This is a genomic window from Bacillus sp. JH7, from assembly GCF_001563515.1.
GTDB classification, from domain to species: domain Bacteria; phylum Bacillota; class Bacilli; order Bacillales; family Bacillaceae_G; genus Bacillus_A; species Bacillus_A cereus.
Window position 1 is genome coordinate 2,426,194 of the sequence record NZ_LPUS01000001.1, and the last position, 22,747, is coordinate 2,448,940.

Sequence of the window (22,747 nt, forward strand, 5' to 3'; positions counted from 1 at the left end):
CACGAATGACCTTCTCGCCCGTATTTCTTTATGTCATTTTTACATAATTATTTCGATATAATACTTAATTTCCAAAAAGATTAAAGACATATGGATATGGATTTGGTTAACTTTTCACCTTGTTATATAAATCAAGCAAATTTTCAATCAGAATACCATTTAGTTTCATGCCGACTATATCACAATTTTCTATTTCAATATTTTTCAGATTACTATTACTTATAGTGCTACCTTCCAAATCACATTTATCGAATACAATAGGTTCCTTCTCATCTCCGAGACTTGTATTTTTAAATTGTACTCCACCTAAAGTCACCAAATTAAATTTACTGCCAGAAAGATTTAAATCTGCATATGATGACCTTCTAAAATTTATATTTCTAAACTTGGATTGACTTACATTACAATTACTCATATTCGTATTCATTATATTGCTACCAACAAATGAACTGTTTTTTAAATTCACTTGATAATACTCTGTATTTGCTAAATTACAGTTTTCGTATTGACTATTTTTCATATCTTTATTTGTAACTACACTCGCTTTGTTTGAGCTTGTTTTTATTCTTTTCACGTAACAATACTCATCTTCCGATTCAAACATCATTTGGTAGCCCATCTTTTTATAAAAGTGATGATTATTAATTTGTCTACTAGATGTTTCGAGATCCCAAATCTTTATGTTTGGATATTCCTTTTCTATTAATTTCATAACATGTGATCCAATTCCTTTTCCTTGATAAACAGGATTTACAAAAATACGATCAATTCGACCGTACGACTTACCAGAAATCGTAACTATTATCCCTCCGATTATTTCTTTATCCATTACAACTTTGAAAGAATCCAATTCTTCAATGGAATATTCCATCATTTCAACTGAAGAATATCCTGGCGGTTGAATGTTATAATCAATGACATCATCTTGGCCGTATAGCCATTGTTTTGCTTCTGCATCAAATGTTCTTTTCATTATTTCTGTTAATTTCTCAGCATCTAAAATTGTAGCTTTTTCTATAGATATCATTGTTGTTTTCCCCTTCATTATTACAAACCAATAATTTTTGTGAATGCCATAATTATCAATTCACTTTTGTTTTTAATGCTTTTCCCATTATTACATATGGAACATCATTTTTACTTGGATGAAATGGCTCCAATACATTTATCCAATCTAATCTTTCATATAACGAACGTGCTTTTTCATTGTTTTTTTGTGTTGTTAAAACACTCGTTCTATTTGAAACTCCTTCTAGTAATTTATTATGTAATTTCGTTCCAAGACCTTTATTTTGATATTGTGGGTGAACTGCTAACTCTACAAATTCAAAACAATCTTGCAACCATTCGTCTACTTGCTCTAGATGTAACGCTTCTCTCATTAATTGATTATAGTACTGTCCCTCCATTGAGCGATAACCATAAGTAAAACCAACTACTTCATTTTCATCATTTATTGCTACTATACCTTTAAAACCTGTATATTCTATATGCCTATTCATTCGCTCGATCATTTCATTGAAATTTATTTTCTCAAATACTTTACAATACAATTTTGCCATATCCTCAATTAAGATTTCATCTTTTTCAATGCTTACGAATTTCACTTTATTCCCCCCTGTTAAACATTTACATACTTAAAATTTTAAAAACAAAGAAAATTAATACTAATCACTCTCTTTACTATTAAACTACAAATCATCCTATATTTTCCACAATTACTTAGTATTAATGAATAAAAGAAGAGACCATGTAATATCAACATGGTCTCTTCTTTTATTCATTTTCAATTTTATTCCGCTATTTGCCGGGCAGTAAGACCCCCATCTCAAAATTCAGCGAAAGCAAAGAAGTTAGGTGGGGGTCGGGCTAATAATCAGCGGGGGCTGACACCCCACTGATTAAAGTTTCACTTTATATAATTAAAAATTAGATATTACTTAAGCCAATCGTTGCAAGTGTTACTTAACTGCTGTAAATCTTCTATAAATTGACTCGCATCATATCCATCACAAACCGAATGATGTACTTGCAATGAAACTGGTAGCATAACCTTATTTCCTTCGTTAAAATATTTCCCACAAGTTATAATTGGCAATAGAAAATTTTCATCATTATTAATATTAAGATTAAATCCAGTAAAACTAGTCCAAGGTATGCTAGAAATCGGAAATACATTAGGAGGAATATTTTCTTTCGTGAAAAGACCATGAACACTAGCATAGCATCTCATATCGTCTTCATAATTTTTATAGAAAGTGCGGAAATCACTTGAATAATCCGTCCATATACTTGAAAAAGACTTATCATCTTTATGAAAGATTGTATAACTCGGTATCATTTCCTCCCAATAGCCTAAAACTCCTTCATCGTTAAAACATGTTCGAAATTTTTTATGATTATTTACTACTCTAGAAATTAAATATATAAAAACGGGATAAAATTTTATTCCCTTTTGATATACTTTCTCTAATAACATCGTGATATCAACATTAACAGTCATACTAAATGTACATTTCAACTTTAAATAATGCTCAAAATACTGCTCTCTATTCCAATCTTCTCTATCAATTACATGAAACTTCATTCTAATAGCCTCCTAAAATTTTCTTTTTATTTTAGAAGGCTATTTCCCTTGCTTTCACCATAATTGTTCACTCCTAACAGTTTACATTTCACCCTAATTATTTATTTAATTATATAACATATGTAAGAATCAATTCACATATTTCTTGAAATCCATCCACATACTATAGATAAATCAAATGAAATTTGGAGGATACATACATGAATAACAAAAATATGAATAAAAAAGAAAATGTTACTGAAAATACTACATCTATTCAAAATAATAATACTGCAAACCTTACTATTGAAGAACAAGCAATGAACGGCTTATACGGAATGCCCGAAACAACAATTGAAGATGCTGATCACGCTGCAGCTGATGATTTGACTTCAAAAAATTAATTAACTACATTGAAAAAAGCCAAGGAAAATACCCTTGGCTTTTTTCACTATGCATCCACCTTTTGTATTTCTTCACTCTTTCTTGAAAGTTTACCTGGCCAAAAAGCAAATCGGCCTAACACAACTGTAATTGCGGGTACAAGTAACGGTCTTACGATAAACGTATCTAGTAATACGCCAATTGCAGTTACAATACCAAATTGAACTAATACTTGAATTGGAAGTGTACCTAACACTGCAAAAGTTCCTGCTAAAATTAAACCTGCCGATGTAATAACACTACCTGTTTGTATTACACCATTTTTTACTGCATCCAAGTGATTTTGTGTCTTTCTGTTTTTCCATATTTCTGAAACCATAAAGATATTATAATCTTCACCTAAAGCAACTAAAAATACGAATGCGTACAACGGTATCGCACCTTGAATGGCCGGCGCTCCCATACCGTAATGAAGCAATATCCATCCTGCTCCTAACGCTGAGAAGAATGATAAAACGACAGTTACAATTAAATAAATCATCGCAACAACCGATCGTAAGTAGACAAGTAATAGTAAAGCGATAATGCTAATCATTACTGGAATAATTACTGATTCATCACGTTCAGTAATTTGCTTTGTATCATATAATGAAGCTGTTTCTCCACCAATCCACAATTGCTCTTCAGCATTACTAATCCCAGCATCTTTTAATACTTTTTCTACATTACTTTTCAATTTAGGAATTTGATCTAACGCTTCAATTGAGTATGGATTTTCCGCTAAAGAAACTTCATACATTTGTATTTGCTTATTTTCTTTTCCCTCTTTTGGCTCTTTCACTGTATTTATGAAAGAAAATTTCTCTAGTTCTTGTTTAATAGGAAGCTCTTTTCCTTTCGTATCAACAACCACTTTTACTGGTGCTAGTTCACCAGCCGAGAAATGATCACTAATTAACGTAAACCCTTCGCGAGAAGGCATATCCTTTGGAAACGATTCTAATAAGTCATATGTGTATTGAATACGTGGTACGAACGAAGCCAATCCACCTAATACAAACACAGTTAGCATAATTATTGTCCACGGTCTTCGTACTACTACATCTCCAAGTTTTTTACTAAAGGAGCCTTTTGATTTTTCAACTTTTACAGCCCTCTTTTTCTTTCTTGCAAACTCCTCATTCATTGAAGTTGTTCTCGGTATAAACGGGAAAAATGCAATCCTACCGAAAATTAATAATAGTGCTGGTAAAATCGTTAAAGCCGCGATTCCCATTATAAATACAGCAACACTAAATGGTACTGCAAATCGATGAAAGGCACCATAATGAGCAAGTAATAATGTCCCTAATCCAAGTACAACAGTTAACGCACTCATTATTATTGCACCGCCAGAAGCTTTAATCGCAAGTTGTAATGCTTTATATTTACTTTCTTCTTCTAACAAGTACTCTCTATATCTCGAAATTAAAAATAGACAATAGTCCGTTCCAGCACCAAACAATAATACTGTCATAATTGATATCGCTTGGGCATCTACTTTAATCCATCCGTGATCAGCTAAAAAACCGAGTGTAGGACTAATAATACCGTATGCAAAGCCAACAACAAGTATAGGTAAAATCGCTAAAATTGGTGAACGATACAGTAAAATTAACAAAACTAACACTAGTAGTACAGTAGCCACTAACAATTTCACATCTGCTTGACTAAATAAACTAACTGCATCCGTTTGAATACCTACAGGTCCAGATAATCGAACATGTAAACCAGATTCACTTATTTTTTGTTTAAATGGATCTTCATCCACCTTACTATTCACTATTTTTCTAAACTCTTCAAGATTTCCTTTTAATATATCCGTACCAGCAGATTTATTAAAGAATACCGGTGTAACAAATGATGTACCATCTTTTGATGCACTTTTTGATAATACTTGCTCTGGAATTGTATCAAATGGCGGTAACGTTGATTGTTCTTTTAAAGGACTAGCTTTTAACTCTTTATAAACGTCTTGTATGAGTTTATAATCCTGTGACTGTAATCCACCATCTCTATACCATACTACTAACAACGGATTCCCTGCATTATTCGGAAACTCTTTTTTCATAAGCGCTTCCGCTTGCTGTGACATAGCTGTTTCAGGTAAATTTTTTGGATTCGGTTCTTTCGTACTGTTTACTTGTGGTAACGTAAATGAAAGTAATAATGTAATAAGAACCCATACCGATAAAGTGATCCATTGCGTATTTTTTCCTGCTACAAGCCTCCCTAACATATGTAACGGGTGCTTTTTCATAAAAACCCACCTTCCTTTTTTCCTTCATTATTAATTATATATACTGGTAGGTTAATTAATCAAGAATGATTGAAAATTATGTTATAATTATCTCAAGAATAAATGTCAGGAGCGAATGGATTTGGAACAAAAACAACGTCCTCTCGGAAGGCCACGGCAAAATAAAAATACAAAATCTACAAAAGAAACCATTTTAGAAGTGGCAACTCGCTTATTTCTTACACAAAATTATCAAGTCGTTTCTATGGGTGAAGTCGCAAAAGTTTGTGGTGTTACGAAAGCAACCGTCTACTATTACTATTCAACAAAAGCCGATTTATTTACCGCTACTATGACCCAAATGATGATACGTATACGAGAGAATATGTCTCAAATACTCTCTACAAACAAAACTTTAGAAGAAAGATTATTAGACTTCGCCAAAGTTTACTTACACGCAACGATGGATATTGATATGAAAAATTTTATGAAAGATGCTAAAATGTCGTTATCTGAAGAACAATTGAAGGAATTAAAAAATGCTGAAAATAATATGTATGAAGTGCTAGAAAAAGCACTCGATACTGCGATGCACATGGGAGAAATTCCGAAAGGAAACGCTAAATTTGTGGCTCATGCTTTCGTATCTTTATTATCAATTGGGAATTTTAAAGATGAAAATCACAATCCTATTCTGGCAAATATAGATGAATTAGCACAAGAAATCGTTTCTTTTTATTGGAATGGGTTAGGTCATTCATATTAAACTGATTTACTTTAATAAAAGAGCATGTTTAATTTTTTCAAACATGCTCTTTTATAATTTGTTTATATACTAATAATCAGATTATACTTCAACGTCACTTAACAAAAAACTCCATTTTAACTTTACAAATTTTGAAGTTGAACATTTATATTCTCCTTACTTAATCCCCCATGGTAACAAACTACAGATTCAATATGTAAATTTAAATACTTCTTCAAAGACTGCTTTGCTTCCTTAATATTTATAGTTGTTTGGGCGTGAATTCCTCCTAACATCCCATTCACACTATACATAGAGTCTCCTGCAATAAGAATTTTGCTTTGTTTCAAATATAAACTAATATGACCCGGAGTATGCCCTGGAGTATGAAGAATTAGTATTCCACCGCAATACGGAAGTTCTTGCCCGTCAATCACAGTATCACTCACTTTTCCTTTTGGGCGGTTCTCTACATTTCCGTCCTTCAATAAAGGTAAATCCCCCTCGATATATGGCTTATCTAGTTCGTGCGCATAAACTTTAATATTACTTCGACAGCGCTGCAACAATTCTGGCAGACTACCTATATGATCAATATCCTGATGCGTCAAAATCACGACTTTTAACTTATCAAATGATACCCCAACCTTTTCCATCTCTACTTGTATATCTTCAATTTGTCCTGGGAAACCCGTATCTATTAATACTGCCATTTCATCATCCCATAAAAGAATTGGATGAATAACAAATTCTTGAAATTCAAGTTGTAACATTTCTACTCCTTTAGCAATCTCCATACAGCCATTCTCCTTTATGTTGAAGTTTGAAAATATGTACAAGTAAACTGAAAATATAAAGTGAAACTTTAATCCGTGGGGTTTTACTACCCGACAAATAGCAGGATAAAGCACCTCTATCTTATAATATGTTTTGTCATCCCAATAGAGAATGCTTCAAACCCTATAGATTCATAGTAAGATTGCAATTTTTCTACACACATAAGTTGTGGAATAACCTTGTTTTGTTCACAGTGCTGGATTAATCGTTCCACTATTTCTTTTCCGATGCCACTAGACTGATATTTTGGCAATACACCAACTCCACAAATAATGCCTGTTATGACTCCATCTGATATGACACGCCCCATCCCTACTAACCTCTTATCATCAAAAACATAAATTGCATACCAACTTTGCTTACACATTCGTTCTAACTCGTTAACAGTTAATTTAAGAGAATTCCATTCTAAAGATTCGTATAAGGATAATAATCCATTAAAATCTGTAGGATGTTCACTTGTGTAGCGTATACTATTTTCCATGTAAATACTCCCTATTCTCTGGCTTGTTTATATTTCATAAAATTCCCATTACACAAATGTGATCGATGTAAAAATAACTAGAACAAACTTCAATAAGAAAGATAGAATTCCTTCTCAATATAAAATAAAAAGAAGTTATCTCACTTAAGATAACTTCTTTTATATAAGACTCTCATTATATTATCAACCAAAAAATATACAACTGCATACGATTAGCACAAACAAAACTAATAAACCATTTGAGAAATAACCCATTGAATACTACCCCTTTATTAAATTATGTAAAAGATTTTATCATAAAATGATTTACAACTTAATAACTGAAAAAGACATTGTATTCATTAGTTATATATGTTTAGTAATATTTTATTTTCGGTTATATTCTCGTTGCCTGAAAGTGCTTATCATACTCTTCTACTTCAGTTCATATAAGTTCAAAATATTAAATAATAAGTAAAAAAGACCTCCACCTTACGAGATCTTTTTTACTTATTTTCCAAATACACTAATTGATTCTTCCTCAATTACAAGTAAACAATTAGCATATTACATGATTTAATATCCCAATAGCCAATTCAACTCTATTAATTCGGTTCGACCTTAATATCCCCCTTTTATTCCAAAAACTCAATAATCGTTTCACATACTTTATCCATCTCCTCGATATCTGGGAAATGTCCACTATTTTCAAATATAACAAGTTTACCATTTTTCAATTGTCTCGTTATTCTATAACTCATTCCTACACCCGTGTTATAGTCATGCGCTCCAACTATGACACACGTATCAATTTCTAAACCTTTAATACGCTCAATAAGCGGTAAAGATGCTTTTGTTCCAAAAATAACTTTGCTCATCTTCCCTGTATTACTTAACTGACTTTCCTCCCAAAGACTCCGATTTAGCTTTGCAAATTCTTCATTTTTAAACAATAGTCGATCTACAGCTTTTGTATCAACTATACTCCAAACTTGATTATACCTTTCTTTTAAAGGAATTTCTGACTTACTTATTATCAATATTTGTTCTTTCATTTCCCCTTTCGTTACTTGTAGAAAACCTTCTATCTGCACAGTATACATATCATTAAAATCATCTAACGATGGTGCTTGTAATACCATTTGTTCAACATTTTTTGGATATTTCAAAGCATACTCTAAACAAAGTTGTCCACCAAAAGAATATCCTAACAAATTTATCTTCTCTACATGTAATTGCTTTCTTAATTTCTCTAAATCTTCGACTAGAATATTGATTGAGTACTCACCGTCATCTTGTGGTGCCTCACTTCGTCCGCAACCTCTTTGTTCGTAATAAACTACAGTCATATTTCCTTCTAACTTCAAACCAAGCGTTCTTTCGAATACATAATGATTACCACCTGGACCACCATGTACTATAATAAGAGGGACTGTATTATGAGCTGTCCCTGCAACTTTACACCAATGCATAATCCCATTGATTTTCAAATAGTGTATACCATCTTGCAACATTAACTGATTCATTTATCCTCTCTCCTCATCGCTCACTTGTTACTATCTAAATGTATAAGTTCTGACCATTTACACTTTTTCCCTTTATATTCTTTAGACACTATCCTCATTTATATGAATAGCTTTCTTATTCAAAAATAGATTTTTAAAAATTCCTACTCCCACAATTAATAAACCTATACCAACTAATTTATTTACTTGTAATGGAATACTCTCCATTCCAAATAATCCAAATGTATCAATGCATAACGCAACAACCAATTGAGTAATAAGACTAATTAGCACTGTATATGCTGGACCTAAGCTCTTTATTGCACCCATTATGCAAATAATTAACCCGATGCCAAACAGTCCACTTACATAAAACAAATAATTTGTAGTATACACTTTAATGTTAATACTGTTTTCTGTAATGATATAAAATAGAATAGAACTAATGAGACCTATTCCAAGGACACATGTAGTCGTTAACCACTGTCCTACATTTTCATTTACTTTTGCATTAAAAACAGATTGTAAGCTAATTAATATTCCTGCTAATATAGCTAAACTAAATCCAATCAAAATCTACCCCTCCCTTTCATTGCTCATATATATTATCTTTAGCGACTTCCTTCATTCTAGAAAAATCTTTAATTACAATAACTCCATTACTCTTTTCAATTAATTTTTCATTATAAAATCTTTGTAATACCCGTATTATGTGCCTATAACTTACCCCTATAAAATCCGCAATACTCGTTACCGAAGTTGCATCCAAATCCTCTTTATACATATTCCCGTTACTATCTGTTGAAATTGAAAGCAAATAACTAGCTACACGTACTTCTACAGGATAAAGTAAATTAAGAGCAGTAAAACGAGTCGATATTTTTAATGTGTTCGCAATGTTTTCAAGCAAGAACTTTATAAATATAGGATCATGTAATAACTTGTTTCTAATAACCGTATTAGAAATAGAGATTGCTACAACATCTGAACAAGCCTCAACGACATTATGTGCTTTGCTATTTTGAATTAGTTCAATATCACCAACAATGGCCAATGGATTGATAAAGCGAAGAATTAGTTTCTTCCCTTCAGGTGTAATCGTATAAACTTTTACTTTACCTTTAACAACAAAATATAAACGATCCATTTCGTCATCTATATTGCAAATGAGCTCGCCTTTTTCAAAGTGATTTAATTGAAAATAAGCTGTATCTATTTCTGAAAAAACCTCGAGCGTTTTATTGGTTTTCAAATAATGCGTAATTAAACCTGATCTATCCTCCATATTCATTTCTCCTTTCATTTACATATTAAATACAACAATACCTATAATCATTATTATTGTTCCCACAATATGATATCTCTCCATCTGTATCTTTTTCATTTGAAATAATCCTTTCATCTCAATAAAAGTTGCTGTTAATAATTGAGCAACCATAAGTGTTCCCGCTGTTACTGTAACTCCCATTGCATGTATCGCTACTGTTTCTGCACAAATGATTAACCCACCAAGTGCACCAGCTACCAAATATATTTTTTTCACACTCTTTAAATCCGTTATTTTCTCTTCTTTCTTTAACAAAAATACAGTTGTTGCAATAATGAATCCAATTAAATGGGTTATAATACTCGTCGACCATATACCGATATGTGAACTAAGTTTCGCATTAAAGGTTCCTTGAAGTGTTATAAATATCCCCGCAAAAATAGCAAATATAATACCTTTCAAAAAATCATCTCCTCCTCCTTTATTTCTGACTTAATTAAAAACCATCATCCTATAATGGCAAAAGGACAAATGTCACATCACTATGAAAATAACTTGGAATGAACAAAAAAACACACCTCAAAAATGCGAGATGTTTTTTTATTATTTATATATAATGTTTTATAAATTAAAATTACGCTACATTAAAAGATTTCTTTTTCATAACAAACTTTGCAAATAAGAAACGTACAAGCGGTCCCATAATAATTAATTGTAATGGATATGCCATTATGAAATTTTTAATAAAAATCGTAAAATAAATGGAAACAAATGAATCTCCTTGTAGTCCACCATGTAAATACATCATAGCCATACCGAAAAATGACATAAAGAACACCATTCCAATTACCATAGTTGTCGCCATTGCAACGATAATATTTATTTTTTTAGATTTATCAAATGGCAATATGAATACAATTTTTTTCGCACAAGGTCCAACGATACATATTTCAATTAATAGTGCAATAATAAAGCCAATTAATAGTTCTAATGCAATCTCTTTAATATAAATTGGTCCTCCTGTTTCATTCATTAGTAAATTGTAAAACGTCATTACGATAACCATCCCAAGGCACATCATCATGCCAAATTGGAGGTTTTCCTTTCTTGTTGTTGGCAAATTTCATCACCCTTTCTCTTTGAGTCTTTGTCATTATATCGACATTGGAAACCCCTTCGTAAGTGAACATTTTGTGAACAAATTTAAAACGTTTTCATTTTTTCCTTTCTACTCAAATTCTCACTTTTACTTATAGAGGTTATATATATCGCAATGTTGAATTACTAAATTTAACATTGCATTACACTATTACTAGGAGGATAACCATGAATGAAGCAGAATTTTACGCATATCACATCGTAACAAGGAAAAAAATGCATATCGGACAAATCATTCTTTTTAACAAAAATCAACACAATACTCTATATCACTTCTTTTTTGAAAGAGAACAATTAAATGCTAGTGGTGAAGATGGCATACAAATTTTAAATAAACACTATAAAAATAACGAATTACATATAAATAATGAAAATACTAAAGTAGTTATGAGTTATATGGATCAAACAATTAGAGCAGTTAGAGAAACAATTGTAGAAATGGTTAGACTACAAGAATTCCCTGAATACCCTTCCAGGTTATCTTGTTTATACGCTTCAAAAAGCTATGAAGATGCTTTAAAATGGAAAACATTATTTGATTCTTACAATCGAGAAGTTTTACAGATTGTTAAACTACGAGTGATCGGAAATTCTTTTGAAGGTGACGGGAATCTTTTACCGAAAGAAGATGGAATTCCTTTTTCTCAAAAAATCGAACAAGCTAGAGAGTATTGGAAAGGAAATATTAGAAATGATCTTCCTGAGCTACTGATTAATGGAGAAATTGAAGTGGTGGAAATTATTGATGACTTTTCCTCAATTCATATTTAATTTCTAACTAAATCATATAGGATGGAGATTACAATGAAGAAAAAAGTGTACTTCAATCATGATGGCGGCGTAGATGATTTAATTTCATTATTTTTATTACTTCAAATGGAAAACATTGAACTTACGGGGGTATCTGTTATCCCAGCAGACTGCTATTTAGAACCCGCAATGTCTGCCAGTCGTAAAATTATCGATCGCTTCGGCAAAGGTAATATTGCCGTAGCCGCTTCAAACTCTCGCGGGCAAAACCCGTTTCCGAAAGACTGGCGGATGCATGCATTTTATGTAGATGCTCTACCAATTTTAAATGAGTCTGGAAAAGTTGTAACACCCGTGGTGGCAAAACCCGCGCATCATCATTTAATAGAAACGCTTCTACAAACGGAAGGAAAAACAACTTTATTATTTACTGGGCCCCTAACTGACCTTGCTCGTGCATTATATGAAGCTCCCATAATCGAAGATAAAATTGAACGCCTCGTTTGGATGGGTGGTACATTTCTTAAAGCTGGCAATGTACATGAACCAGAGCATGATGGAACAGCTGAGTGGAATTCGTTTTGGGACCCTGAAGCAGTGGCTCGTGTATGGGATGCAAAAATTAAAATCGACTTAGTGACACTAGAAAGTACAAACCAAGTTCCGTTAACTATAAACATACGTGAACAGTGGGCAAAAGAGCGAAAGTATATTGGTATGGATTTCCTTGGTCAATGCTATGCAATGGTCCCTCCTCTCGTTCACTTCTCAACGAACTCTACTTACTATTTATGGGATGTACTAACTACCGCTTTTGTCGGAAACACTAGCCTTGCAAAAACTGAAACGATTAATAGTATCGTTCATACATACGGACCAAGCCAAGGACGTACCGAAGAAACTACTGATGGACGACCTGTAAATGTCGTTTATGATGTAAAACATGATGTTTTCTTTGAATATATTACTGAATTAGCAAAGAAAGCTTCTACTAAAAACCTTAATAACACGAAAAAATTTATTAAGAATGATATACTTTAATTAATATAACATGAGGTGATAAGATGGATTATGAGTTACTAAAAGAACGAATAGAAATTATAACTTCTAGAATTAAATACATAGGTGGTGAAGTTCAAGAAGTTTGTATAGATGAACCATCTTCCCTTGAACAAATAATCCAAGTAGAAGAAAAACTGGGTATTAAACTACCAAATAGCTTCAAAAAAGTACTTTTAGAGTTCTCAGGAAATTTTAGCTTACGCTGGTTTTTACCTGACGATGTAGAGCTACCAAATGAATTTACTGATATTTTTTGCGGAACACCTCACTGGAGTTTAGAAAGTCTTTCTGAATTCGAAAAAGAACGTAAAGGCTTGGTTGACGAGGTTTTTTCAAATATGGATGATGAATATGATGTAGTTTGGCACAACAATTTAGCATTTTGTGAAGTGGGAAATGGAGATTATTTAGCATTTGATATGAAAGATGATATAGATGCTCCGATAATTTACCTAAGCCACGACGATGGAGAAGGACATGGGTATAAGATTGCGAATAATTTCATTGAATTCATTGAGAATTGGTCAAGGGTAGCTTTTGTAGGATGCGAAGATTGGCAGTGGTTACCTTTCACTACCAGTTTTGAAAGTGGTATAAATCCAGATGATGAACCAGCCAAAAAATTTAGAAATTGCTTGGAACTTAATATTTAAAAGAGTATTGAATTAAATTTCAATACTCTTTTTGTGCAATTTAATTATATTTGATTAATGTAGTGTCTTACAGATTATTCATTTCATAACCATTGACAAAATACGTTATTGTTTCTAACTCATCTGCATTTAATTCTCTATCTAGCTCTTGTTTGTACGCTGCCTTTATCTTCTCTTCATCGCCCTTATGAGCTTCTGTATAAGTTCCTACTGCTTTTAACATGCGAATCTCTTGTAAAAACTCCTCTCGATTTATCGCTTCCCCATGAGAAAGAATATATGTCTCAGCATCAAATTTCTCTAATTCATCTATCAATTTAAACGTTCTTTTCGTCGTATAGTTCCACTTTGAAGAAAAAATATCTGCATATATACAATCTCCTACAAACAATATCTTTTCTTCTTTTATGTACATAACAACTGAATCATGCGCATGATCTCCGCCCACATGTTTTAACACGCATGTCACTTCACCAAGGTCTAATTCCATTTGATCCTGGAACGTTAAGGTTGGAGGAATAATGTTAATATTTCTCGCTTTTTCTTCAAACTCTTTCTTGATACAATCCGCACAAAATGCAATTTCAGTACCCTCTTTTACGCGTGCGTCCAACGCTTCATCTGTCCATTCATAAGATACTATTGCCTGAATTTCTTTTTTCGTTTCAGCCTGCGAAATAGTTAATGCATTCTGTAATACAGATAATCCAAAAATATGATCCCAATGCCAATGCGTTAATGCTACAAAATCAGGATTCGATACATTTTGTTCTTTTAACATTTCTAAAAATAATTGTGCATGTTCTTCTGAATTTCCTGCATCAATCATTAACGTTTTTTCTTGTCCAACGACCATTCCTAAGATAGGTCTATCTGTTTCAGAAACAGGTGTCATATACCAAAATGAGTTTCCTATTTTTTTAATTTGTTGCATAACCAATTCCCCTTTTCATTTTCTCACTTAAAATTAATATATAAATTATAACGAATCACTACTTTTTTCTCTATAATCAAACACAATTACTTGGACTAATCTAACTTTCCTTTTCGTAAGCTAAAAATAAGGGAATAGAATCGGAGTGTGATACTATGGAACGTTTATGGATTCCAATGATTGTAACATTTTTTTCGTTCGGTGGATTACTATTAGGAGGTGCTGTTGGAGTAGCAACACGCCAACTCATTGAAGAAAAGATGCATCGTTTATACGCATTATGTGGCGGTATTTTATTCGGATTATTATCACTTGAAATTATTCCTGAAACATTTTCAAGCTATGAAATGATTGGACCTATACTTGGTATAGCTATCGGTATTTTAGTTATGGGCTTATTAGATAACTATTGTCACCATCCAATGATACATAAAAAAGATCAACAAGCATGGCAAACCTTTCTTTTTCTCTCTTTCGCTATATTTATTCATAATATACCGAGTGGATTTGCGTTAGGTACAGCTTTTATAAATCATAATGACTCTGCCATTCCCTTTTTAATAGCAATCGTCGTTCACCATATTCCAGAAGGATTAGCTTTAATTATTCCATTTCTTTTTACAAAACATAAATATATTTCCTTTTTATTAACGACTTTATTACTTTCTCTTATTCTCGGTACTGGCACAGTTTTTGGCATTTTGATGGAAGGAAAAGCTCTTCACCTGCAAGGCCTCATTATGGGAAGTGCTATTGGTTCACTTGGATATGTCACAATTCATGAAATGCTTTGGAAAGCTAAGAAACAGCTCTCTTTCCTTACATTTCTAATGTGGGCAACTAGTGGTTTTTTACTAATAACAGTGTTCACTTTATTCGCTGGTCATCATTAAAGTTGCTAAAGTGAAACTTTTGTTCCTCCCACACTGATTCTTGGATTACAAATAACTAGATAAATTTCTTACTTGTATATTTTTCCTTTTTATTCAAAACATAATGTTATCTACCTATTATAAGGAGGAACAATTATGTTTGGGAAAACAGCAGGTGAAGCATTAGTTGATTTATTAATTGATTGGGGAGTAGAGCACATATACGGTATGCCTGGAGATTCCATTAATTCTATCATTGAAGCTTTAAGAAAAAAACAAGATAAAATTAAATTCATTCAAGTTCGCCATGAAGAAGCTGGTGCATTAGCAGCGGCTGCCTATGCGAAATTAACAGGAAAACTTGGCGTTTGTATGGCAATTGCAGGACCTGGTGCTATTCATTTATTAAATGGTTTATATGATGCGAAACTCGATAAAGCCCCTGTTCTAGCAATTTCAGGTCAAGTAGAAACCGATTTACTTGGAACGGACTTTTTCCAAGAAGTAAATTTAGAAAGAATGTTTGATGATGTTGCGGTTTATAACCAGCGTATTATGTCAGCAGAGCAACTACCTGCCGTAGTGAATCAAGCAATTCGAATGGCTTATACGAAAAAAGGTGTATCCGTTCTTACTATTCCAGATGATGTCCCGAAATTTGAAGTGAAAAATGGTGCCCGTGTTACAAATACTTCTTTTACTTTGCCTGAGTTGTTTCCACAAAAAGAAGATTTAGATGCAGCGAAACTCGCAATAAATGAAGCGAAAAAGCCTGTGATTTTAGCTGGAAAAGGAACAAAACATGCGAGAGAATCTTTACTTGCATTAGCAGAACAAATTGGTGCTCCAATCGTACTTACATTACCTGCTAAAGGAATTATTCCTGATGAGCATCCTCTTTGTATCGGTGGATTAGGATTAATTGGAACGAAACCTTCTTATGAAGCAATGAAGCATGCAGATACTTTAATTATGGTCGGTACTTCTTATCCGTTCACCGGCTTCTTACCTGAAAAAGCAAAAACAATTCATATCGATACAGATCCTGCCCAAATTGGGAAACGTTATGCGACAGATATTGGTTTAGCTGGTGATGCTGATAAAACATTACGATGGTTAATTGAAAATGTTAAAGAACACACAGATCATTCCTTCTTAGAACAGCACCAAGAAATGATGAAAAAGTGGGAAGATAAATTACACGATCAAGAAGAAGACTCTTCCATTCCAATTAAACCACAACGCGTTATGCATGCTCTGCAGCAAGTAGCACATGATGACGCAATTCTATCAGTCGATGTTGGAAATGTAACAGTATGGACCGCAAGACACTTCCGTATGACAAACCAGCAATTTGTCATTTCTAGCTGGCTCGCAACACTTGGCTGCGGTTTACCTGGTGCACTTGCTGGAAAAATTGCTTTCCCGGATAAACAAGTATTTGCAGTTTGTGGTGATGGTGGATTTGGAATGACGATGAATGACTTCGTAACAGCTGTAAAATATAAATTACCAATCGTTGTCGTCGTATTAAACAATAATAAAATTGCGATGATTAAATTTGAACAAGAAGTTATGGGTAATATCGAATTCGAAACAGACTTAACGAACCCAGATTTCGCAAAATATGCAGAGGCGTGTGGAGGTATTGGATACCGTGTTGAGAATTTAGATGAACTCCTTCCCGCTTTCGAAAATGCAGTAAAACAAAATAAACCTTGTATTATTGATGTAGTTGTAGATGCTAACGAAGCACCAATGCCAGCAAAAATCACATTTGGTCAAGCCGCTGGTTATACGAAGCATATGATAAAAGAATTATTTGAAGAAGGTAAGATTGATTTACCTCCACTTTAAACGAAAAAAGATAGCTGAAAACAATTTGTCTTCAGCTATCTTTTTTATTTTTGTATCTCTCTATAAAAAGAAAAGTCATTCATAGTTGGTTGTACTTGTTTCTCTACTTGTAATTCTTTACTTTCCCTCTCTAGCTTTCTCACATTTCCTAACTTAATCGCATCTTGCATGCTATTACTAATTAGATTTCCAGCTAAAATTGTCATACTATAAAAAGCAATCGGTATAAGTACAATCCATGTATGAGTAGTTAAATGACGGAAGTTTTGACCAATTAGGCCGGTCCATTCTTTTGTTACACTATCTGCCTCTGTACCAAAGATAATTGTTCCACCAAAAAATAACTCTAACAAGCCAAGATGCAAGAGAAGTAATAAAGTACTCACAAATTGTTGAGCAACAAGTAAAAAAAATGATGGTAATACGTGTGGCCATACGTGATTTTTCACTCTATGCCATTTACTGCCCCCAAGCACAGTTGCTGCCATCATAAATTCTTCTCTTTTTATCCGACGGACTTCCTGCGCTGTATATAACATAATTGTTGGTACCGCTAAACATGTAAGGATAACCATTTGAAATATTACCCTTAAATGAAACGGCTCTGGTACTGTCCCATTTTCAAACACTAAAACTTCCTTTAACACAAAAAAAGAAATCATAACCATAGGTACAATGCTGAACGGATCAAAAAAAGATGCTATAACTGGAAAAGAACGTTTGCTATACATACCAAGAAGCAAACCAATACCTCCTCCAACTATAACTCGTAGAATCGCTATAATTACGCTCGCACCAACTGTCCATTTCGCTCCTTCTATTATTAGCTGGAAAAGATCGCGTCCTTTCTCATCACTACCGAACCCAAATTTATTCGACGGTGAAAATGGAGCAGCCTCTAGTTCTCCTTTTTCGTTATACATCATCGTAAGTTCACGGATATTCCCATCGAAAAATAAAGTATTTCCAATACTAACAATCATAAGTACGCTTAAAAAAGTAACACCAAACCAAAATCTCACATCTCTTTTTACAACTTGCCACATGCTAAACACGCTCCTTTATTACATTTTGTAAAAACGTATGTAATAAACGAAATAGTATAAAAAGCGGTACGTATAATATAATTAAACTTACTGTAAATATTTCTAATTTCGAATTTTCTTTTACAAAAACAAACATACCGTACGTATTAAATATCCATTCAATAATATATAAATTTGATAACATAAATAAAATATTTGTTTTTGCATAATAGATTGTTGTTAACAAAACATTTCTTGAAATATGATTTGTTAAAATATGTCGTAAACTAAGCCCTTTACTTTTAGCAAATATACTATAATCTTTCTCTAATTCTTCTCTGAAACGTAATAGTAGTAGCTTAATAAATAATAGTGTTGTAGGCAAAGTTAGACATATTATTGGCAATAGGCGAGCCCTTTCCTCCCCAATCCCCGCTAGTTTTACTGGCATAAAGCCTGTCTTTTGAAAGATTATTACGACTAGAAGTTGCGATAATAAAATTATTAAAATATCTGGGATGCTTTCAAGTACAACAAAAATCCCATTCCACATTCGTTGCTTTGATTGAGACCGTTGTAATACCCACACAACGAGGACATACGCAATAAGTAATGACAGTAAAAATGCCGAAATAAATACAAACATTGTCTCTAAATAATGAATCCATATTTGCGGAAATAATTTCCTCGAATCTCGAAATCCATATGTAATTTCCCAAGGTTGGAGTAACTTTCCTCCAATAAACACAATCGTGTTCCAAAAACCAATTAAATCAATTTGTAATCCCTTAAATAATCGAGGGAGCGCACCTAAACAGATTATACATAGAATTGCAGCGAATAATTGTAAACAAGTAATCCCACACCACTTAGCAGTTCGCATCAACATAACTATTACCCCTTTAAAAAAGAATATTCAGAAAAAACAAACCTCTTCAACCATACCTTTAATTCGCTTTTTCCCACTTAGTAAAATAGCTTGGAATAAACACGTAACAAAAAATAATCAACCAAACACGATAAATCCCAAAAGTCCAGTACACCATCGTTGCAATTCCTACACCAAACAAAGCATACAAACTATTTACCATTTGATTAATACCCGCTGCTGCACCGTATTGGTCTGATTCAACTACTCCCTGTATCATCGATTGTTCTAATGGAGAGAAAAATTGTATACATGCATTTTCCAAAAATAAAAATATAAAGACAAGTATAATCATCCCGTAATAAAGCGAAATTAGGATTCCAATATTACAGAGCGAACAACATATGTTACTTACTGTACATATACGTTGTCTATCAAAACGATTCACTACTGTCCCTACTAATAGAAAAAAGATTCATGCAGGTAATGCAATCATAATTTGTGTCATCGTTGCGTAAACTGGTTGTTTTCCGTATTAATCTAGCAAATAAAACATTAAAAAAATTCCAGCAATCATAGAACCGAGTCGCTCTAAAATATTTGCTAGAAAAAACGTGCATACACTTTGTTGCGAAATAACTGTAGCATTTCTTTCATACTTCGTATCCTTTCTCTCGACAAAATAGTATTATTTTAGTAATTTCTTGGAAGTTACATTATATTTTTCGACCATTATCCAATATTTTCCTTCTTTATAAAAAACATAAAAAAGAGCCCTTATTCTCAACACAAGGACTCTTTTCATAAACTATTTAGCTACCTCTTTTTTCGGCATTACCATACCTTTATAAAGTTGAACAGTTATCCAGTAATACATGAAATAAATGACTAAGAAGATTCCTATTGGCACCCACACTTTCACAAACGGGTCAACTAATATAAAGCTGAATAAGTTAAGCCCAACTAAAACGTGAGAAATGCCAATGATCGCTGGGAAGATAAATAAATACGAAATTTCTTTATATATACTTTTCGTTAACATACTACGTCTCACACCAATTTTTCGTAACATTTCATAACGGCGTACGTCGCGAGAAGCACCTGTTAATATTTTGAACATAAGGGAACTTGCCATCATTGCTAAAAAGGCAATTCCGAGGAAAAATCCCATAAACATTGTTCCGCTCATGAAGCTGTTCATAAACTGATAAATTGTCATTTTCGTAAATAAGTCTACCTTTTCACCTGTTGCTTTTTCAATTTGTGCTTTTTGTCTCTTGTCTATTTCGATCAATAACGGTTTATATTTTTTCATATCATCTACTTTTGCTAATGTTACAGTATGTTCTGTTCCTTGAATCCCTTTATAATGCTCTTCGTCTGAAATCCTTACTGGTTTTCCGCTAAATTGATTATGCGTAATTTGTATCTCTCTTACAACTGCGTCTTCCCAATCCTTTGGCATTTGAGGGAATTTTGCTAATTCAGGAGCCTCTAAAGCTGAATATACAGGTTCAGTTAAAGGTTCAGTCACACGTTTGCGAACAGGCTCTTTTAAAGTTTTTGTATCAAAATGGTCTGAAACAAGTGGCGGTTTCGCAGTTAAGTCGTTACGTAAATAATAAACCGCTTCTCCATCTACTTTATATTTGTACTTGCTTTCTTCAACAATTTCCATTTCTTTTAAGGCAGCTTTATCTTGATCATTCGGATCATGAATTACAACATCATATACACGAGAAAAGTCTGTCATAATACCTACATTTTTTTGGAACGCCATACCTGCCGTCATCGCACCTGCGCCTAATGCAATTAACATTGCTACAGTACCTAATACTCTCGATAAACTATTTACTCGAAAGCGCAGCTGTGCATATGTAAAACTATTTAGACCAGTTTCATTTCGTTTTTTATTCCCCTTAATTTTCATCACAAAAAACGGGAGTAATGAACTAAAGATAAAATATGTTCCAAGTGTTGTAACGATGGTTGCTATAATAAAACCTAATTCAGCATAAATTTTTACATTGATCATAAAATAGTACCCTGTACTTACTAGTAATACACCAAGTACTGTCATTATTATAATGCGAGTTTTACTTTTCTTCACTTCATCTAGTGTTTCATCTTCACGAATTAACTCTAATTCAGTTTTACGTAATAATCGGACACTGTTCATTAAGCCAGTAATGAAAAATAGTATTAAGAAGAAAATAGCTGTGACTAAAATTGCTGGTGTGTATACAGATGCATAACTACCTTTTGCTGAAATTTCCATTCCATTCATTAAAAAGTTTCCTGCTACACTTGCAAGTAACATCCCTACTAAAATACCGATAATAATACTGACAATACCCATACCGAATGTTTCAATAAATAATAACTGTGCTACTTTTTTCTTTTTCGCACCAAGCATCATGTACATACCGAGTTCTTTTCTTCTTAACGTGAGCAAGAAAGAGTTGGCATATATAATATAAAATACAGTAATGAAGGATAATAGTATTGCACCTACCCAGAAGACGAGCCTTATACTACTAATTAGACTATTATCTTTTGTAAATTCACTATTCATCGCCATCGTTTGGAACATGTAGAAAATACTAATACTAATAACGAGGCCAATAAGTAAAACCATATAATCTTTTAACATCTTTTTCATACTATGACGTGATAATTTAAATAACATAGTTTCACCCCCTACTTAGACTCAGCAGCTGAGCCCATATGAGCGAGCACACCTAAAATGTCTTGATAGAAATTCTCTCGAGTACCTTGACGGTTTAATTCTTTATAAAGAAGACCATCTTGAATAAATAAAATACGCTCACAATAACTTGCACTAAATGCATCGTGTGTAACCATCAAAATACTTACATTGTGATTTTCATGTAAATCTTGCATCGCTTCTAATAAACTTTTTGCGTTTTTACTATCAAGCGCACCTGTCGGTTCATCTGCTAATACAATTGCTGGATTATGTACTAAAGCTCTTGCCGCCGCTGTTCTTTGCTTTTGTCCTCCAGAAACAGCCGTCGGATATTTTGTTAAAATTTCGGTGATGCCTAATTTCTTCGCAACGTCATTTACCTTTCCAGTAATCTCACTTGACGGTACGCCTTGCAAAGAAAGTGGTAAAGCTATATTTTCATAAATTGATAAGTTTTCTAGAAGATTAAAATCTTGAAAAATGAAACCTAATTTTTGAGAACGAAAATCAGATAACGCATTGCCCTTCATAGAAGTAATATTTGTACCAGCTATCGTCACACTACCACCTGTCGCTTGGTCAAGTGTACTTATCACATTAAGTAAAGTCGTTTTTCCAGACCCAGAAGGTCCCATGATCCCGACAAATTCTCCTTCTTTAATACTTAACGATACACCCCTTAATGCTTTTGACTGATTCTCATTTCTTTTCCCATACGTTTTTTCTACACTTTCTACAGTAACTACATTTGTTGACATCTCTTTCACTCCATCCCTTTTGTATAAAATTAATTTCTCACATATTTCTTATTAT

23 protein-coding genes and 1 pseudogene are annotated in these 22,747 nt (G+C 33.0%); 7 read left to right on the top strand and 17 right to left on the bottom strand.

The features are described 5' to 3' along the window. Positions 1 to 106: 106 nt before the first annotated feature. The 3 genes from AU379_RS12130 to catA all read right to left on the bottom strand — a co-directional run bounded on the left by AU379_RS12130 (position 107) and on the right by catA (position 2,587). Positions 107 to 1,045 (bottom strand): GNAT family N-acetyltransferase, encoded by a 939-nt coding sequence (locus AU379_RS12130; protein ID WP_061139308.1) that lies wholly within the window; start codon positions 1,043 to 1,045, stop codon positions 107 to 109. Between the two features lie 37 nt (positions 1,046 to 1,082). Continuing rightward, positions 1,083 to 1,607, bottom strand: a complete 525-nt coding sequence (locus AU379_RS12135) for a GNAT family N-acetyltransferase (protein WP_061139309.1) — start codon at positions 1,605 to 1,607, stop codon at positions 1,083 to 1,085. A 329-nt stretch (positions 1,608 to 1,936) separates the two neighbouring features. Further along, a complete protein-coding gene (gene catA, locus AU379_RS12140) occupies positions 1,937 to 2,587 on the bottom strand; it encodes a type A chloramphenicol O-acetyltransferase (protein WP_000668535.1) in 651 nt (216 codons plus the stop codon). A gap of 200 nt (positions 2,588 to 2,787) precedes the next feature. Here catA and AU379_RS12145 point away from each other — a divergent pair, with 200 nt between their 5' ends. After that, positions 2,788 to 2,970 carry a DUF4021 domain-containing protein gene (locus AU379_RS12145; RefSeq protein WP_001060657.1) on the top strand — a complete coding sequence of 61 codons (183 nt, stop codon included), beginning with the start codon at positions 2,788 to 2,790 and terminating at the stop codon, positions 2,968 to 2,970. A 47-nt stretch (positions 2,971 to 3,017) separates the two neighbouring features. Here AU379_RS12145 and AU379_RS12150 read toward each other — a convergent pair whose 3' ends face one another. Then, the gene (locus AU379_RS12150; RefSeq protein ID WP_000716579.1) at positions 3,018 to 5,249 is read right to left on the bottom strand and encodes an MMPL family transporter; all 2,232 of its coding nucleotides are present in this window, start codon (positions 5,247 to 5,249) and stop codon (positions 3,018 to 3,020) included. Between the two features lie 121 nt (positions 5,250 to 5,370). Between AU379_RS12150 and AU379_RS12155 the strand changes: the two genes are divergently transcribed. Further along, positions 5,371 to 5,994 carry a TetR/AcrR family transcriptional regulator gene (locus AU379_RS12155; RefSeq protein ID WP_000436044.1) on the top strand — a complete coding sequence of 208 codons (624 nt, stop codon included), beginning with the start codon at positions 5,371 to 5,373 and terminating at the stop codon, positions 5,992 to 5,994. Positions 5,995 to 6,116: 122 nt separating this feature from the next. Here AU379_RS12155 and AU379_RS12160 read toward each other — a convergent pair whose 3' ends face one another. The 7 genes from AU379_RS12160 to AU379_RS12190 form a co-directional block, all read right to left on the bottom strand. After that, a complete protein-coding gene (locus AU379_RS12160; protein ID WP_061139310.1) occupies positions 6,117 to 6,770 on the bottom strand; it encodes an MBL fold metallo-hydrolase in 654 nt (217 codons plus the stop codon). Positions 6,771 to 6,886: 116 nt separating this feature from the next. Further along, positions 6,887 to 7,294: a GNAT family N-acetyltransferase gene (locus AU379_RS12165; RefSeq protein ID WP_000431733.1), complete on the bottom strand. Its 408-nt coding sequence runs from the start codon at positions 7,292 to 7,294 to the stop codon at positions 6,887 to 6,889. A gap of 614 nt (positions 7,295 to 7,908) precedes the next feature. Further along, positions 7,909 to 8,799 carry an alpha/beta fold hydrolase gene (locus AU379_RS12170; RefSeq protein ID WP_061139311.1) on the bottom strand — a complete coding sequence of 297 codons (891 nt, stop codon included), beginning with the start codon at positions 8,797 to 8,799 and terminating at the stop codon, positions 7,909 to 7,911. A gap of 81 nt (positions 8,800 to 8,880) precedes the next feature. Continuing rightward, positions 8,881 to 9,351 (bottom strand): DMT family transporter, encoded by a 471-nt coding sequence (locus tag AU379_RS12175; RefSeq protein WP_000579010.1) that lies wholly within the window; start codon positions 9,349 to 9,351, stop codon positions 8,881 to 8,883. Between the two features lie 16 nt (positions 9,352 to 9,367). Next, a complete protein-coding gene (locus AU379_RS12180) occupies positions 9,368 to 10,063 on the bottom strand; it encodes a cyclic nucleotide-binding domain-containing protein (RefSeq protein ID WP_000390201.1) in 696 nt (231 codons plus the stop codon). 18 nt (positions 10,064 to 10,081) lie between these two features. Continuing rightward, positions 10,082 to 10,507, bottom strand: a complete 426-nt coding sequence (locus AU379_RS12185) for a DMT family transporter (RefSeq protein ID WP_000676010.1) — start codon at positions 10,505 to 10,507, stop codon at positions 10,082 to 10,084. 172 nt (positions 10,508 to 10,679) lie between these two features. Beyond that, complete coding sequence (locus AU379_RS12190; protein ID WP_009326921.1) at positions 10,680 to 11,165, bottom strand: hypothetical protein; 486 nt, start codon at positions 11,163 to 11,165, stop codon at positions 10,680 to 10,682. A gap of 206 nt (positions 11,166 to 11,371) precedes the next feature. Between AU379_RS12190 and AU379_RS12195 the strand changes: the two genes are divergently transcribed. From AU379_RS12195 to AU379_RS12205, 3 genes are read left to right on the top strand one after another with little or no spacing between them, the layout of a single operon-like run. Then, a complete protein-coding gene (locus AU379_RS12195; protein ID WP_001001044.1) occupies positions 11,372 to 11,974 on the top strand; it encodes a DUF2441 domain-containing protein in 603 nt (200 codons plus the stop codon). Between the two features lie 21 nt (positions 11,975 to 11,995). Continuing rightward, positions 11,996 to 12,994 carry a nucleoside hydrolase gene (locus tag AU379_RS12200; protein ID WP_139147415.1) on the top strand — a complete coding sequence of 333 codons (999 nt, stop codon included), beginning with the start codon at positions 11,996 to 11,998 and terminating at the stop codon, positions 12,992 to 12,994. A gap of 23 nt (positions 12,995 to 13,017) precedes the next feature. After that, complete coding sequence (locus tag AU379_RS12205) at positions 13,018 to 13,668, top strand: SMI1/KNR4 family protein (RefSeq protein ID WP_061139312.1); 651 nt, start codon at positions 13,018 to 13,020, stop codon at positions 13,666 to 13,668. A gap of 67 nt (positions 13,669 to 13,735) precedes the next feature. On the opposite strand, the gene AU379_RS12210 is transcribed toward AU379_RS12205, so the two are convergent. Then, complete coding sequence (locus tag AU379_RS12210; RefSeq protein WP_061139313.1) at positions 13,736 to 14,602, bottom strand: MBL fold metallo-hydrolase; 867 nt, start codon at positions 14,600 to 14,602, stop codon at positions 13,736 to 13,738. A 155-nt stretch (positions 14,603 to 14,757) separates the two neighbouring features. Between AU379_RS12210 and AU379_RS12215 the strand changes: the two genes are divergently transcribed. Both AU379_RS12215 and AU379_RS12220 read left to right on the top strand, forming a co-directional pair. Then, on the top strand, positions 14,758 to 15,495 hold the full coding sequence (locus AU379_RS12215; RefSeq protein WP_000440615.1) for a ZIP family metal transporter: 738 nt from the start codon (positions 14,758 to 14,760) through the stop codon (positions 15,493 to 15,495). Between the two features lie 135 nt (positions 15,496 to 15,630). After that, positions 15,631 to 17,331: a pyruvate oxidase gene (locus AU379_RS12220; RefSeq protein ID WP_061139314.1), complete on the top strand. Its 1,701-nt coding sequence runs from the start codon at positions 15,631 to 15,633 to the stop codon at positions 17,329 to 17,331. 44 nt (positions 17,332 to 17,375) lie between these two features. On the opposite strand, the gene AU379_RS12225 is transcribed toward AU379_RS12220, so the two are convergent. The 5 genes and pseudogenes from AU379_RS12225 to AU379_RS12245 all read right to left on the bottom strand — a co-directional run bounded on the left by AU379_RS12225 (position 17,376) and on the right by AU379_RS12245 (position 22,692). Next, the gene (locus AU379_RS12225; protein ID WP_061139315.1) at positions 17,376 to 18,377 is read right to left on the bottom strand and encodes an ABC transporter permease subunit; all 1,002 of its coding nucleotides are present in this window, start codon (positions 18,375 to 18,377) and stop codon (positions 17,376 to 17,378) included. 1 nt (position 18,378) lies between these two features. Next, positions 18,379 to 19,245, bottom strand: coding sequence for an ABC transporter permease subunit (locus AU379_RS12230; RefSeq protein ID WP_000929104.1), 867 nt, complete (start codon positions 19,243 to 19,245; stop codon positions 18,379 to 18,381). Between the two features lie 61 nt (positions 19,246 to 19,306). Further along, positions 19,307 to 19,881: pseudogene (locus tag AU379_RS12235) on the bottom strand (MFS transporter); the annotation flags it as partial. Between the two features lie 151 nt (positions 19,882 to 20,032). After that, positions 20,033 to 21,913 carry an ABC transporter permease gene (locus AU379_RS12240; protein ID WP_061139317.1) on the bottom strand — a complete coding sequence of 627 codons (1,881 nt, stop codon included), beginning with the start codon at positions 21,911 to 21,913 and terminating at the stop codon, positions 20,033 to 20,035. Between the two features lie 11 nt (positions 21,914 to 21,924). Beyond that, the gene (locus AU379_RS12245) at positions 21,925 to 22,692 is read right to left on the bottom strand and encodes an ABC transporter ATP-binding protein (protein ID WP_000106426.1); all 768 of its coding nucleotides are present in this window, start codon (positions 22,690 to 22,692) and stop codon (positions 21,925 to 21,927) included. Between the last annotated feature and the right edge of the window lie 55 nt (positions 22,693 to 22,747).

Coding starts and splice junctions, on each gene's coding strand:
- AU379_RS12130 (WP_061139308.1), bottom strand. CDS start 1,045: ATGAAGGGGAAAACAACAATGATATCTATAGAAAAAGCTACAATTTTA.
- catA (WP_000668535.1), bottom strand. CDS start 2,587: ATGAAGTTTCATGTAATTGATAGAGAAGATTGGAATAGAGAGCAGTAT.
- AU379_RS12145 (WP_001060657.1), top strand. CDS start 2,788: ATGAATAACAAAAATATGAATAAAAAAGAAAATGTTACTGAAAATACT.
- AU379_RS12150 (WP_000716579.1), bottom strand. CDS start 5,249: ATGAAAAAGCACCCGTTACATATGTTAGGGAGGCTTGTAGCAGGAAAA.
- AU379_RS12160 (WP_061139310.1), bottom strand. CDS start 6,770: ATGGAGATTGCTAAAGGAGTAGAAATGTTACAACTTGAATTTCAAGAA.
- AU379_RS12165 (WP_000431733.1), bottom strand. CDS start 7,294: ATGGAAAATAGTATACGCTACACAAGTGAACATCCTACAGATTTTAAT.
- AU379_RS12170 (WP_061139311.1), bottom strand. CDS start 8,799: ATGAATCAGTTAATGTTGCAAGATGGTATACACTATTTGAAAATCAAT.
- AU379_RS12180 (WP_000390201.1), bottom strand. CDS start 10,063: ATGGAGGATAGATCAGGTTTAATTACGCATTATTTGAAAACCAATAAA.
- AU379_RS12195 (WP_001001044.1), top strand. CDS start 11,372: ATGAATGAAGCAGAATTTTACGCATATCACATCGTAACAAGGAAAAAA.
- AU379_RS12200 (WP_139147415.1), top strand. CDS start 11,996: ATGGAGATTACAATGAAGAAAAAAGTGTACTTCAATCATGATGGCGGC.
- AU379_RS12205 (WP_061139312.1), top strand. CDS start 13,018: ATGGATTATGAGTTACTAAAAGAACGAATAGAAATTATAACTTCTAGA.
- AU379_RS12210 (WP_061139313.1), bottom strand. CDS start 14,602: ATGCAACAAATTAAAAAAATAGGAAACTCATTTTGGTATATGACACCT.
- AU379_RS12215 (WP_000440615.1), top strand. CDS start 14,758: ATGGAACGTTTATGGATTCCAATGATTGTAACATTTTTTTCGTTCGGT.
- AU379_RS12220 (WP_061139314.1), top strand. CDS start 15,631: ATGTTTGGGAAAACAGCAGGTGAAGCATTAGTTGATTTATTAATTGAT.
- AU379_RS12225 (WP_061139315.1), bottom strand. CDS start 18,377: ATGTGGCAAGTTGTAAAAAGAGATGTGAGATTTTGGTTTGGTGTTACT.
- AU379_RS12230 (WP_000929104.1), bottom strand. CDS start 19,245: ATGTTGATGCGAACTGCTAAGTGGTGTGGGATTACTTGTTTACAATTA.
- AU379_RS12240 (WP_061139317.1), bottom strand. CDS start 21,913: ATGTTATTTAAATTATCACGTCATAGTATGAAAAAGATGTTAAAAGAT.
- AU379_RS12245 (WP_000106426.1), bottom strand. CDS start 22,692: ATGTCAACAAATGTAGTTACTGTAGAAAGTGTAGAAAAAACGTATGGG.